The following is a 13,334-nucleotide window of genomic DNA, read 5'->3' as shown; positions in this document are numbered from 1 at the left end:
TCTCTATCCCCTTTATATTTATGATAATCCTTTTTTTTCGAATCGCTTTAAATCGCTGTTTTCGCCTGCCAAAATTAAAAGATCATTTTCATAAATGACCTCCTCAGGTGACAAATGGATATTCAGTTGCCCATTTCGTTTGTAGCCAATTAATGTACAGTGGTACTTTTTACGAATGTTTAGTTGGGCAATGGTCTTATTAGCTATCTTTTCCGTCGCGGCCAACTCAACAATACTGTGCTCATCCGACAGTTCAATATAGTCAATCACTTTAGTGGAATCAAGCAAATGGGCAATACGAATACCCATTTCATGTTCTGGCCGGATGATCCGGTCGGCACCGACTTTCTCTAAAATACGGTAGTGTTTCGCATTGCTTGCTTTCACCCACACATTGGCGACGCCGAGCTCCTTTAAAAGCAACGTAGCAAGGACGCTCTCTTGAATATGTTCGCCAATCGCCACAACGACATAATCGAAATTGCGGATTCCAAGCGCTTTAAGAGTACGCTCATCTACTCCATTTGCGACAATCGCTTTTGTCGCATAGTCGCTGGCAAACTCGACTTTTTCTTCAGACCGGTCAATAGCAAGAACGTCATGGCCCATTGCATAAAGCTCTTGGCATACACTTGTGCCAAAACGGCCGAGCCCTATGACAGCAAACTGTTTTTCCACTTTGTCCCTCCTGAATGCAGGCAAGATTTTAAGTCTAAGAGTGATCTTACTCCTGTAGCATAAGAAAGTCAACGCGTGCTCAGCAATTTTTATCTTTTCTTTAGGAAGTGATGGATTATATTCATTCGCTATATTAAGATTTTTGTTTATTATAGCTAGAAAAAATGATATTCTAACTATTCAACTTAAATGCCAGTCTTTTTTATCGGGGTTTACCGTCGACTAATCGGGGGAAATTGAAAAAGAGTCTTTCTCCTTATCCATACAACGTACTTTTAACTGCAGGAAAGGTGGTTTGCGCATGCCGCAAAACTCTGACACAACATCAAAAAAATCCCCCTTTGTCCTCTATGCGTCTGCAACAGGAATGACATTATTCGTGTTGTGGGGCATTGTGAACCCTTCCCACTTAGGCGCTACAGCAGAAACGGCCTTAGCTTGGATTATCGACAACTTCGGTTGGTTTTATATGACCATTGCCAGCATTTTCATCCTTTTTGGTTTTATTGTGGCCGTTACGCCTTTTGGCAAACTTAGGCTCGGCAAAGACAACGACGTGCCTGAGCATTCTTTCATTTCATGGGTCGGGATGCTGTTTGCGGCTGGCCTCGGTGTTGGGTTCGTCTTTTTTGGTGTAGCTGAACCTATTCTTTACTATATGGATCCGCCACCTGGCTATTCGTTCCACTTGCCAGAAGAGTCGGCGAACGCTGCTGCGATTGGGCTCCGTTACGGCGTTTTCCATTGGGGGCTCCATGCTTGGGGGGCATTTTCAGTCGTTGGCTTAACGCTTGCCTTTGTCCAATACCGCAAAAATCGGCCAGCCCTGATTAGTTCTGCCTTTTATCCCATTCTCGGTTCGAAAACTGACGGTTGGATGGGCAAAACGATTGATTTGCTTGCGGTTATTTCTACTTGTGCAGGTGTTGCAACGACATTTGGCTTAAGCGCTTTGCAAATTTCAGGTGGCATTTCCTTTTTAACGCCATTGTCGAATAGCATTCCTTTACAGCTAGCAATTATTGCCGTCATCACTTGTTTGTTTTTATTTTCGGCCGTTGCCGGAATCAATAAAGGCATTAAACGGCTCACTAATTTGAATTTGGTCCTTGCGGGCATCTTACTGTTATTCGTTTTATTTGCAGGACCAACCATTACACTGCTTGAAAGCATGGTGACGACTTTAGGTGGCTATTTGTCTAATGTCGTGTCAATGTCATTAACGATGACGCCTTTTTCAAATGATGAATGGCTAGGGTCAAACACGATTTTCTTCTGGGCTTGGCATATGTCATGGTCGCCATTTGTCGGCTTGTTTATTGCACGGATTTCAAAAGGGCGTACCATCCGCGAATTTATCGCAGGCGTCCTGCTCGTCCCGACGCTCATGGCAGTCGTTTGGTTTTGTGTGTTTGGCGGTACCGCCTTACATATTGAGATTTCCGGCTTGTTCCCCCTCGCGGAGATTGCTCAGTCTGAAGTGGAGCTTACGCTCTTCTATATGCTGCAAAATCTCCCGTTCACTACAATTTCGAGCATTTTAGCCGTCATTGTCGTCGGAATCTTTTTTGTCACGTCCGCCGATTCAGCTGCGTTTGTACTCGGGTCGATGACATCGAACGGCATGCTTAATCCAAGCTTTAAATTAAAAATGTTGTGGGGCGTATTAATTGCTGGTACAGCGTCTGTCCTCCTAATAAGTGGGGATGGAGGACTGGATGCCTTACAGACTGCCGCATTGACGGCTGCACTCCCATTTGCCATCATTCTCGTCTTTATGCTGTTCTCGATTGGCATGATGATCGCGAGAGACTGGCGAACAGAGCAACGAAAGGCACGGCTGGCACATGATAAAGCATTGAAGCAGCGTCTGAAAGAAGAAGCGTACGAAGAGTTGCGTCAGGATTTGAGCCAAGAGTGGCGTGATGAACTCCGTCGTGAACTACTGGCCGCTGGGCGCAACACAGCAGAAATGCTCCACTTCCAAACGACAGAGGATACGGCCATTGTCGGCAAAACACTTGCTGAAGTCGGTTTCCCTCCTCATGTCAATGTTAGTGCTATTGAACGGGGCGATGATGTGATTTCCCCTTCCGGAAGCACTGAAATTAAAGCAGGCGATTATTTGTATATCCTTGTAGAAATTCAGCAAAAAGAAGCGTTGCAGGCGATTTTACGGCAAACGAAATCGGGGAAATAAACATGAGCGCGACCGACAAGCAAAAAAGCACGATGGCTTAAGCCATCGTGCTTCTTTATTCACGGTTAAAACGATATTCCATCTCAATAAAATCATAAACGTTGCCTTTGATTTCCCGCTTATGAGGGCTTCTTTTTTCAAAGCCGCACTCTTCAGACACATGAATGGCCCGTTTATTATCCGCAGCAACGAATAATTTAGCAGCCGTTATCTCTTCGAAGTTGTGTTTAATAAAGGACAAACAATTTTGCAAAAATGAACGGCCAAATCCTTTGCCTATGTAGTCCGGTTTCATTCCGAGTCCGATCTCGGCCACATCCTTTTTCGGTTTGATCCCAAGAAACCCTACCATATCTTCGTCTTTATAGACGGCATATTGTCTTGCACTGCTTTTTCCAACATCGATAAATGCGTGCAATCCAAGCTTTTCAACGTCAGTATGATAAAAAGCATAAGCGCCCTCATATTCCCATTGGTAAGCAAGCCATTTCGCTTGGTCTTCTGACATGGCTACAAAGCGCAGTTCCATTTTTCGCGAAGCCTCCCTTTCACACCCTTTTCCTGTTAGTCCATATACGGCTGTCTTTCGTTCAACTGATTGCGAATAATTGAAAATTGTTCTAGCGTATTCCGGTTTGCCGATAGCGGCGGCAAATCATCAAAAGAAAAGAAGCCAACGTTGCTCGTTTCCACGCCTGTTGTTGCTGTTCCCCCGGTGATCGTACAGTGCAAAACCAACTTATAAAAGTGGAACATATGGGGCGGATGGCGATGTTTTTTCGTATCGAACAGGGCAAGCACCCGCTCGTATTTGCTATCATAACCAGACTCTTCTTTAATTTCTTTTACGATGTTTTCTGCAGGCGACAATCCTACTTCACAATACCCTCCTGGCAGCGCCCACGTGCCGTCGGTTTCTTCTTGCACGAGCAAAATATGGTTGTCCTTTATGACCACGCCTCGGACATCGATTTTCGGTGTCTGGTAGCCGTTTTGTTGGACAAACGTTTCCTTCACGCTCGCAGCATCAAGATTTTTCGCACATGCCATCATTTCGGCACTTATGGCCAATAGCTCGTCATAACGTTCCATGTCGTATTTGTCTTTTGTAAATGTGATTCCCGCCTGCGCTAAGGCTTGAATACGCTGCGCCCAGTTAAGCCAATCTGAATTCACCCGAGTATCCTCCTTCTTCTTGCTGTTGATGCAACGCAAAGAACACTGCTCTAAATAAGTTGCGGCTCTCCCTTATCGCCAAGTTTCCGTTTGCGTATCCATTTTTACTAGTGCCCCTCCCTAAATCATATCAATAATTAGCCTTGCTGCAACCCTTGGACCAGAGCCCGCTTGTGGTCGTTCCCAACTCGTTAAGATGAAAAACAGGCATTTGACGTATACGAACGACACCGGACAGAAACACTGTTAGTAAAAAGGAGGAACATCCCATGAAGCATTCCTTGCTGTTGCTTTGCAAATTCATCGCTTCCTTTATTGCGTTTACAATTGGATTTTTTTATTTTTCAGAAGCGACCTTTGTTGATGTCACTACATTTGCGCTCCTCGTCACCGTCGTTTCCTACATCGCCGGCGATTTGTTTCTGCTTCCTCGCTTTGGAAACACGATTGCTCTCGTTGGTGATTTTTTGTTCACATACTTGGCTGTATGGATTTTCGGGTCCGTTTTGTTCCATAATTACATGCTAATTGCCTGGGGGAGCATCCTCTCCGCTTTCGTCATCACAATTGGAGAAGTTTTTGTGCACCGTTATATGTTAAAACATTCCCGTTCTGTTAAATCAAACGAGAGTACGCAAACACGTTTTGCTTTTAACACAGAGTTCGGCGAAGACGAGGACTATTCGAAGATACAAAAGAAAGAGGACTAACCATCCTCTTTCTTTTTGAGGCTTCACAAGCATAGAAAAATGGAGGTGGAGAGGGAAAATGCCCTAGCCACTGTCTCTTCTAAGGACGCAAGCGAAGCGCCGCCCCTTTTAGCCGCGGTGCTTTTTTCTGTGTTTCCTTTGGAAAAATAAACGTCCACGGCATACTTACGTGACGCTTCAAGCCAAGGCGTTTAAGCGAAAAGTGATCAGCTGCCACTTCCTCGCCGTCCTCTAAATAGACATACTCCCGCTCGTCATTTGGCCACTCCCCGTCCCCTGTATGCTGAACAAGAACCGTTACTAAAAGATCGCCACGGTGGTTAAGCGCTTGCCATAGCGGGAGAAACGGCTGCAGTTCCCCTTGCTGGGCTGCAAACACGTTTTTTATGGCTTGTATATCCTTCTCCGAAATCGTCCGTTGCCAGGCCTCTTCAAATTTAAGCGTTTGCATCAAGTGATTCTCCTTTCAATTGTTTCACATAGCAGCGGCATTCATGGACACGTTTAAAAGCGTTCCGTACGTCCTCTTCCCGGTCACCACTATAGTGGGCAAAAACGCCTACTGGTGTAACGCCTTGGCAGTGGCTATGGGTACTCCTTTTCGCTTCTTCTGCGTCCATGTAAACATGAAGATAGCTCGTGTGTTGTCTAAAAAGGTGGCGTTTGTACCATTGGTTAGCCGCCGGATCTTCCCTCGTCCACGCTTCTAAGTAATCAAGCCTGTGTCCGTGTGCTGCTTTTTCCACTTCAGCAAGCAACAAGGAGGCGATGCTTCTTCTATGGTAATCAGGATGAACGGCAATGTGCCAAATCATGCCGCCCTTTCCCTCTTTTAAGGAACAGACAGAGCGCCTATCGCTATCAAGCTCAACATCAATAAGCCCGACTAGCTGGCCCGCTTCGACGCATACCAATTCAATTGCAGGGTTACGGTACCTTTCTTTCGCTTGCAGGACATTGTCGTAATAAGGCGTGTCCAAAAAAGCAAGCACTCGCAAGCGCAACCAGTCTCTCTCGTCATCAGCAACATAGGGTCGCACTTTCACTGTCACTCACTCTCCTAGGAATTGGTCGTCATACGCTCTTCGTACTTGCAGGAGACCCTTTTCCATGTTTTCCAAGCTTTCAAACGCAAAAGAAAAGCGGATCGATGCCTGTCTTTCCTCTCCGTAAATAAATCCAGGATGAAGAACAACGCCTCTTCTGTGGCAAGCAGCCACAAAACGTTGCATATGAGGCGCTCGCTCTTTTTTAAACGTAAACCAAATGAAGAAACCGCCTTGCACGTCCCCACATGACCCTAGTTCGCCAAAGTATTTCTCGAGCAAACCAAGTAACCAGTTTTTCCGCTCCCGTAAATGTTCTTTCAACGTCCATATATGGTGGCGGTACGTACCCGTTTCCAATAGGTGACGGCAAACAAATTGGGATAACATGCTCGAACCATAATCCGTTTGCATCCGCAAGTCGGCCAACTTCTGGACAATATCAGGCGGTCCGACTAGCCAGCCAATCCGTAAACCTGGGCTAACCGTTTTTGAAAAACTGCCTAAATACAGTACTTGGCCTTTTCGATCATAGGCTTTTAATGGCTTCGGCCCTTCTTCAAATGACAAATCGCCATAAATGTCGTCTTCGATTATCGGCGTCCTTGTTTTGCCTGCAAGCAAAAGCAACTTGCGGCGCGCCCCTTCATCAAGCGTCATGCCTGTTGGGTTGTGGTGTGTCGGGTTCACATATAACGCATGGGCACTCTGCTTGGCCAACTCTTTTTCTGCATCGTTGGCTGCAAAATCAAGAGGCGACGTCCGGATGCCCAGGCTTGTGAAAAACGTTAAAGACCGCAAATAAGAAACAGGCTCGTGGAACAACACGCTGCCCGTCTGCAAAATCCCTGTGCCTATTAACTGCAAGCCGCCGAGCGCTCCGGAAACAATTAAGATCGAATCAGGAGATGCTTGAATCCCCTTTTCCTGTAAGTACACAGATAGTGCCTGTCTTAACCTTTCATCCCCTCTTCCGTCGCCATAACCGAAACCAACATTTTGTGCAGCCATTGCCGTGAGCGCTTCCTTGATTGCATTCTTTGGCTGCAATTCATGAGCAAGCACCCCTTTGCTTAGCTGAATAAGAGTAGCATCGTTTTCCCATTCGTTCAAATGCTGGACAAGCGCTTTGTTTTTCGGATAAAACGACCATTTCGCCAACTCTTTCCACACAACGCCTTCTTCATTGCCAGAATCGTTGCTAACAAAAGAGCCTTTTCCTTGAATCGAAACAATAATGCCTCTTGCCTTTAAACGGTCTAAAGCTGCTATGACAGTGCTTCGGTTTACCTGATAATAGGCAGCAAGCTCTTGTTGGGTCGGCAGCTTCATCGTCGGATACCATTCGCCAGCTTCAATTTTTGCGCGAATGTCAGCCGCAATTTTTGCACTTTGCCCTGAAATGATGCTCACTCCTTCTAGTTGTTGGTTTTATTTTCTCATAAGTTGTTGGTTTCTCCAAACTAGATTTGCCTTAGGCTAGACCCACTAGCTAAAAAAGGAATGATCACCATGAAACTCATTTTTGTTTACGGAACGGCTGTCCTTCTGTGGGCTTCGGCTTTTCCCGCCATTCGTGCGAGTCTTGGCTATTACTCACCCGAGCACCTTGCCGCTTTAAGGCTTCTTATTGCCTCGGCTGCCTTGCTTCTCTTTGTCTTGGCTGCGCGTATCCCTTTGCCGAAACGAAAAGACGTGCCCGCCATTTTTTTGCTTGGCTTTTGCGGCTTTTCTGTTTACCATGGCGCACTTAGCATTGGTGAAAAAACGGTCGAAGCTGGCACAGCATCACTGCTTGTGTCGACGACGCCGCTTTTTTCAGCGCTGCTTGCAGCCCTGTTTATGAAAGAGCGCCTGCACCTAAAAAATAGGATTGCTTCTTTCATAGCATTTCTAGGAATTGGGATCATTATGCTAGGCAGCGGCGCTTCGTTTCATTTGCAGCTAGGGGCACTTATTATCCTCGTAGGCGCTTTTGGCGAAAGCATCTATTTTGTTTTTCAACGCCGCCTTTTGCCGATATACGGTTTTCTGCCACTGACTATTTATGCCATTTTAACAGGGACGCTATTTATGCTGGCGTTTACCCCGGGCCTAGGGCAAATGGTGTTAGCGGCACCTTCCTCTGTCAATTGGACCGTTTTGTACTTAGGGCTTTTCCCAACGGTTATTCCTTATTTTTGCCTCGCCTATGCTACGGCAAAAGTGGGCGCCTCAGAAGCTACGAGTACTCTGTTTTTAACCCCTGTCGTGGCGCTTTTCCTTGCTTGGCTTTGGCTCGGGGAGACACCTGCCCTGTTGTCTCTTGCAGGCGGTGCACTTACTCTTGCAGGAGTGGCGGTTGCCATAACCGGAAAACAACGTTAACAATACGGTGAAATTTGCATAGTTATTGCTCGCCGAATGATCGCGACAGAATCGGCGCCTTTTTGAAATTGATAAGACACGCGTTTTTCCACGACAGTATATCCTTTTTGCCGAAGACGTTTAAAAAGAGGGTCCACATGGACGGACCGTTTCCCATCCAACGAAACAAGCGGGAAAACACGCACTTCTTTTGCCACTCGTAGCAATTCATCAAGTGTAGACTGGTGGAAGGCGCGATCAAACTGTTCGCTGTATGTGAACAAAAAATGAGCTGACAAAACAAGGTCAAACGTGTGATTGGCAAATGGCAGCTTTGGCAAAACAGCGGCCACATAACGTTCTGGCCGCCTGTCCATATCTTCTGTCGCCAATAGAAGTGCCTGCTTCCGTTGGGCAGCCAACGCTGGAACGTCGGCAACATTTGTCCAGATGTAATCGTTTTTAGCTTGTTTGATTTTATCGATTGTATGACCAAGATCCGCTAGCCCTTTTTGTCGAATCATTGCTGGCGAGAGCTGATAGGCCATATCGCTTGCTGTTGCATCTATGCCTAAATCAGCAGCTTCCTTTGTAAAAGAACAAGCACCGGCCGGACAGTCAAGTATACGGCGTCCTTGAAGCTTGGCCATATCTAGGCCAAACATGGCCACATATTCAGCAAATGTCCTGCCGATAAACACAACTCGATCTAATTCTAAACTCACCTTTACTCAACTCCGCTAAATTAAAATTGGTCAATCGCTACAAACAGTCTTTCCTCAAAGGCCGACTGCTTTCTTTATTTCCTGTAAGAATGGCTGGCTATATGCTCTAGCCCGTTCCGCCCCTTTAGCGAGTAGGCGGTCAACTTCTGGAGATGCCAATAACTCGTTGTACCTACGTCTCGGTTCGCTCATAAACTCATCGATCGCCCAATACAGCTCTTTTTTAACTTCCCCCCAACCAATGCCCTCAGCAAACCGGGCCCGCATCGCTTCCACTTGCCTTGGCCCGGCAAATTCTTTATAAAGAGTAAACAAGTTGGATGTCTCTGGGTCTTTTGGCGCTTCTGGCGGCAGTGAATCGGTTTTAATCCGATTCACGAGCCGTTGCAGTTCGTTCGCCTCTGAAAACAGAGGGACGGTATTTCCATAGCTTTTGCTCATTTTCCGGCCATCCAGTCCAAGGAGAACAGCAACTTTTTCTTCGATATGGACACGAGGCAGTTTAAACACGTCGCCGAAGATATGGTTAAAATGCTGCGCTAAATCACGAGCAATTTCAATATGCTGGATTTGATCGCGGCCAACCGGCACGACATCTGGCTGGAACAACAGGATATCGGCCGCCATTAAGATCGGGTACGTAAACAACCCCATATTAACGCCGGCATCTGCTTCTTTTCCCGCCGCCTTGTTTTCATCGACTGCCGCTTTATAGGCATGGGCGCGGTTCAAAAGTCCTTTCGGCGCCATACATGCCAAGAGCCAACTAAGCTCAAATACTTCCGGCACATCGGATTGGCGATAAAAAACCGACTTTTCTGGATCTAGGCCCAGAGCCAGCCATGTTGCGGCGATGCCTCGTGTCAATTGCCGCATTTCTTCGCTGTCAGTAATTTTCGTCAAGCCATGAGCGTTAGCAATAAAATAAAACGATTCTAAGCCAGGCTGTTTAGCAAATGTCAGCGCTGGCTTAATCGCGCCAATGTAATTGCCAAGATGGACTTCCCCAGTTGGCTTAATCCCAGTCAAACTCCTTGTCGCCATTGCGTTTCCTCCTTTTGCTTTTAACTATTTTTGAACGCCAAAAAGGGCTATCCATCCTAAAAAAGGACGGATAACCCGCGGTGCCACCTTCATTCGCTCCACAAAAAAGCGCTTCTCAAGACGCACAGAAGTCTACTGCTTCAATGCGCTGCCTTTTTTAACGGCAAGGCACCCGCTTCGCCTACTCTCTCTTTCAGCCAAGAAGCTCCGAAGCCCATTCCGCCTTGCTCCTGCACTGATTTCCACCAACCATCAGCTCTCTAAAGCATTACACAACGCGTACTTACTCTTCTTCATCGCCTAAACGTTTTTTCTATCATAGCCGATTTGATCAAGGCCTACAAGGGAAATTTGCTCGCTTGACGTTCTCTTTTTTTACAGACATAGACCATTTCACTGCTATCGTTTGTTATAACCGTCTCGTTCCAGTCTTTATAAACATCGATGATTTCAAACCCGTGGGCTGTTAGAAGCCGCTCCATTTCTCTCGGAAACGTGTAGCGCAAACGAATGTTGCTTCGTTTCTCCTTAATAATAGCGCCAACGTTGTTTTTGTATTTTCTTATAGTAATATAATGTTGGATTTGCTTGAGCGCGTCGTACTCACTCACCGTATAAACATCGACTGGAAAGCTCGTTTCCCGATCTACGTATGTCCGCCAATACTCCTCCGTGCAGGGTTGAAGCAATTCTTCCTGATTCGGAAACCGTGTATCAGAAATGAATACGCCGCCGCTATGCAAATGCCTGTTGACAGAAGCGAGCAGCTGATTCTGGGCTTCGTTTGTTAAAAAATGTTGAAACGAATGGCCAACACAGTAGACCAAATTGCTTTTTAGCGGTAGATTCAGGCTCGTACAGTCTTGCTCCACCCATTCAATTGGCAAACTGGTTGATTTTCTTCTCGCCTCGTTTAACATCCCTTTATGGACATCGACACCTACTAGCTCAAACCCTTTTTCAGCCAATGGAATTGTTGCTCTCCCTGTCCCACATGCCAAGTCAATGATAAGCCCCTTTTGTTTGGCTGCCCATTTTAGCAAGAAGGGGATTTCGCTTTTGTGTTGGCCATTTTCTTGATCATATAATAGAGGGTCATCGTACTCCTCGAAATTGTCAAAATCGATCATTTCACTCACTCATTCCGTCTTTATCGGATCTTTTCAGTTACAATCGCACGGCGAGATTATGCACATCGCAACCACAAACAACGAAGAGATTCGTTTTAATTTCTTGTCTAAAGTTCAAAAAAACCCATTGTTTTCACATCGGCTAAAGAAGATACGTAGTCATCAATGATGTAATCTTCAAAATTCGTTTTCTCTACCTCTGGCAAGCCGGCGAAAAAGGCGACCAAGTTATATAGTCTGTTAATCGTGCCACCAATATAACAACCAGACACCGTCTCAAAATCATCTGTTTCTAAAATGACGAGTGAACCAATTGTAAGGATCGTGTCGGTATCCGTTAAAGGAACGGATCTTTGAGCTAATTGTTGAAAGGCCCTATCATTGACACTTTTTACTTTGCCATTAAGAAGCGCAGTAATGGACAAATCATATACCCCATAAATTCCACCTATTTTATTCCTTTCAGGTATCTCATGCTCGATCAAAAATGGTTTGAGATCTTTATCAGACATGGAAAGGAATTTCGCTTTTAAAGTATTGATAAAAAAATCATCGACATCTTCGATTGGCCAAGGTGTATGTTTATTTTTTGTTTTTTGGTATAACGCATATTTATTCAATTTAGTGATTCCCCGTACGTTCCCAAATGTAATGGACAAACATTACTTTTTCGCCATTGAATTCAAATGTTTCCTCACTAGTGCCGACTTTTTTGAAGCCGTTGTTTTCCATCGTTTTTTGAGAAGCGATATTGTTGCTTGTCGTTTTTCCTTTTATTGCTTGAAAGCCTGTTTCCGTTTCAAGTAACTGTTTTAATGCATTAGAGGCAATTCCTTTTCCGACATAATGTTCTCCTACTCTAAAGCCAACTTCGGCCACACGCTTAGGCTCATCAATCGCAACCACATTGATTCTGCCGACTATGGTTCCCCTTTCATCCCTAATTAAATAAAATCTCGAGTTAGTGTCGTCTTGTTCAGTTAGCAGTACTCTATGTCTAACCTTGAACGTTTCAAATTGATAATATGCTTCGCCTCGGCTCGGCACCATTTGTTCGAAAAAAGCCCGATTATCCGTTTCAAACTTATATAACTGTTCGGCGTCGCTTTCTTGTAACCTATTAATTGATATTTCCACGTATAATCATTCCTTCAACATTTTTCCCTCTCGTTTGCATCATACCATGTTTCCAATGTCTATTCATGAATGTTTCGACAGTTGGCTAACCATGTATGCCGCGTCTTCCCCCACTCCTTTGACAAGGGCAGAACCTCGTTTATATTGCCAACTTAAACCTACAAAAAACAATCCGTTTACATTTGTCACACCTCTAACGTGAATGGGTTTTTGCTCCTGATCGAAAACACCATCAATATCAATCCACGAATAATCATTTCTATACCCTGTTGCCCAAATAATCGTGTGAACCGAAACAGGAGAACCTTCCGCAAAATAAGCCTTTGAATCAGTCACGTTTATGAGGCGCCCTTTTAATTTCGCCCTTTTTCTCACTGTATAAAAATCGTTTCCGATAATTGGATCTCTTTTTTGCAGCCATTTTCCGAGTGGAGAATGGACCGTTGCCTTCGAAAGGCCAAGCTTATCAAACCACCAAAATAAATTTTTCCCTAGGACAGACTGGGGCAAAACGTTCGGTTTGTTTCCACAAGCGAGTACGACATCGTGGTGCTCCACTAATTCAGCCGCTATTTGCACTCCTGTATTGCCAGCACCAACAATCAAAACGGGGCCAGCAACGATTTGTTCCGGCCCTTTGTAATCAAAAGCATGCAATTGGGCGATTCCAGGTTGGATGCTGTTGGCAAGCGGTGGGATAAAAGGCGTATGAAAGGCTCCTGTGGCGATAATGACTTGCTTGGCGTCATAGATTTTCCCCTCACTTGTCCACACCTTAAAGCGATCACGCGTTTTCTCTAGCTTTTCTACCTTTGTCTCATAAACAACTGGTAGCTGAAACGTTTCTTTATACGTCCATAAATAGTCGGCCATTTCATCTTTTGACGGATAACCGTTTGGGTCGCCGCTAAAGTCAAGGCCAGGCAAGCTGCTGTAACACCTTGGTGTAAACAAAACAAGGGAATCATACCGTTTTCGCCACGAATCGCCTGCCTCGTTTTGCTCATCTAAAATAAGAAATGGTTGCTTTTGCTTTTTTAAATAGTAACCAACTGCCAGGCCTGCTTGGCCGCCACCTATAACGACTACATCATACTCCATCATGACCAACCCTTTCCTACAAAAGTCCAAAAAGTTGCCTG

At 45.3% G+C, this 13,334-nt stretch carries 15 protein-coding genes and 1 other annotated feature; of the genes, 3 read left to right on the top strand and 12 right to left on the bottom strand.

Features of this window, described 5'->3' with window-relative positions; all coding sequences use genetic code 11:
* Positions 1 to 18 precede the first annotated feature (18 nt).
* Entirely contained in the window at positions 19 to 678 is a 660-nt protein-coding gene (locus V5G21_RS10765; protein ID WP_011245146.1) for a potassium channel family protein, read from the bottom strand.
* 301 nt (positions 679 to 979) lie between these two features.
* Between V5G21_RS10765 and V5G21_RS10760 the strand changes: the two genes are divergently transcribed.
* Positions 980 to 2,878 carry a BCCT family transporter gene (locus tag V5G21_RS10760; RefSeq protein ID WP_035202264.1) on the top strand — a complete coding sequence of 633 codons (1,899 nt, stop codon included), beginning with the start codon at positions 980 to 982 and terminating at the stop codon, positions 2,876 to 2,878.
* A 55-nt stretch (positions 2,879 to 2,933) separates the two neighbouring features.
* Here V5G21_RS10760 and V5G21_RS10755 read toward each other — a convergent pair whose 3' ends face one another.
* Positions 2,934 to 3,407, bottom strand: a complete 474-nt coding sequence (locus tag V5G21_RS10755) for a GNAT family N-acetyltransferase (protein WP_304527773.1) — start codon at positions 3,405 to 3,407, stop codon at positions 2,934 to 2,936.
* A 35-nt stretch (positions 3,408 to 3,442) separates the two neighbouring features.
* Complete coding sequence (locus tag V5G21_RS10750) at positions 3,443 to 4,054, bottom strand: NUDIX hydrolase (RefSeq protein WP_011245143.1); 612 nt, start codon at positions 4,052 to 4,054, stop codon at positions 3,443 to 3,445.
* Between the two features lie 269 nt (positions 4,055 to 4,323).
* Here V5G21_RS10750 and V5G21_RS10745 point away from each other — a divergent pair, with 269 nt between their 5' ends.
* Positions 4,324 to 4,764, top strand: a complete 441-nt coding sequence (locus V5G21_RS10745; protein WP_035202409.1) for a YndM family protein — start codon at positions 4,324 to 4,326, stop codon at positions 4,762 to 4,764.
* Positions 4,765 to 4,843: 79 nt separating this feature from the next.
* On the opposite strand, the gene V5G21_RS10740 is transcribed toward V5G21_RS10745, so the two are convergent.
* From V5G21_RS10740 to V5G21_RS10730, 3 genes are read right to left on the bottom strand one after another with little or no spacing between them, the layout of a single operon-like run.
* Entirely contained in the window at positions 4,844 to 5,215 is a 372-nt protein-coding gene (locus V5G21_RS10740; protein ID WP_338465511.1) for an SLAP domain-containing protein, read from the bottom strand.
* The gene (locus V5G21_RS10735; protein ID WP_422397433.1) at positions 5,202 to 5,810 is read right to left on the bottom strand and encodes a GNAT family N-acetyltransferase; all 609 of its coding nucleotides are present in this window, start codon (positions 5,808 to 5,810) and stop codon (positions 5,202 to 5,204) included. The genes V5G21_RS10740 and V5G21_RS10735 overlap by 14 nt, the downstream gene beginning before the upstream one ends.
* Before the next feature lie 6 nt (positions 5,811 to 5,816).
* Positions 5,817 to 7,223 (bottom strand): PLP-dependent aminotransferase family protein, encoded by a 1,407-nt coding sequence (locus tag V5G21_RS10730; RefSeq protein ID WP_338465509.1) that lies wholly within the window; start codon positions 7,221 to 7,223, stop codon positions 5,817 to 5,819.
* A 99-nt stretch (positions 7,224 to 7,322) separates the two neighbouring features.
* Here V5G21_RS10730 and V5G21_RS10725 point away from each other — a divergent pair, with 99 nt between their 5' ends.
* Positions 7,323 to 8,177 (top strand): DMT family transporter, encoded by an 855-nt coding sequence (locus V5G21_RS10725; protein ID WP_338465508.1) that lies wholly within the window; start codon positions 7,323 to 7,325, stop codon positions 8,175 to 8,177.
* On the opposite strand, the gene V5G21_RS10720 is transcribed toward V5G21_RS10725, so the two are convergent.
* The 6 genes from V5G21_RS10720 to V5G21_RS10695 form a co-directional block, all read right to left on the bottom strand.
* Positions 8,174 to 8,881, bottom strand: a complete 708-nt coding sequence (locus V5G21_RS10720; protein WP_035202402.1) for an SAM-dependent methyltransferase — start codon at positions 8,879 to 8,881, stop codon at positions 8,174 to 8,176. The genes V5G21_RS10725 and V5G21_RS10720 overlap by 4 nt on opposite strands.
* Before the next feature lie 54 nt (positions 8,882 to 8,935).
* Positions 8,936 to 9,925 (bottom strand): tryptophan--tRNA ligase, encoded by a 990-nt coding sequence (locus V5G21_RS10715; RefSeq protein ID WP_338465507.1) that lies wholly within the window; start codon positions 9,923 to 9,925, stop codon positions 8,936 to 8,938.
* Positions 9,926 to 9,984: 59 nt separating this feature from the next.
* Positions 9,985 to 10,231: a binding site (T-box leader), on the bottom strand.
* Positions 10,232 to 10,263: 32 nt separating this feature from the next.
* Positions 10,264 to 11,055: a class I SAM-dependent methyltransferase gene (locus tag V5G21_RS10710; protein ID WP_338465506.1), complete on the bottom strand. Its 792-nt coding sequence runs from the start codon at positions 11,053 to 11,055 to the stop codon at positions 10,264 to 10,266.
* Between the two features lie 107 nt (positions 11,056 to 11,162).
* On the bottom strand, positions 11,163 to 11,675 hold the full coding sequence (locus V5G21_RS10705) for a hypothetical protein (protein WP_035202399.1): 513 nt from the start codon (positions 11,673 to 11,675) through the stop codon (positions 11,163 to 11,165).
* 1 nt (position 11,676) lies between these two features.
* Positions 11,677 to 12,192: a GNAT family N-acetyltransferase gene (locus tag V5G21_RS10700; protein WP_035202398.1), complete on the bottom strand. Its 516-nt coding sequence runs from the start codon at positions 12,190 to 12,192 to the stop codon at positions 11,677 to 11,679.
* Between the two features lie 63 nt (positions 12,193 to 12,255).
* Complete coding sequence (locus V5G21_RS10695; RefSeq protein ID WP_051881130.1) at positions 12,256 to 13,296, bottom strand: flavin-containing monooxygenase; 1,041 nt, start codon at positions 13,294 to 13,296, stop codon at positions 12,256 to 12,258.
* Positions 13,297 to 13,334: the final 38 nt, after the last annotated feature.

This window comes from Shouchella rhizosphaerae (assembly GCF_036700015.1).
GTDB classification, from domain to species: Bacteria; Bacillota; Bacilli; order Bacillales; family Bacillaceae_D; genus Shouchella; species Shouchella rhizosphaerae.
The sequence above is the reverse complement of the archived record's forward strand: the minus strand, read 5'-3'. Positions and strand labels throughout refer to the sequence as shown.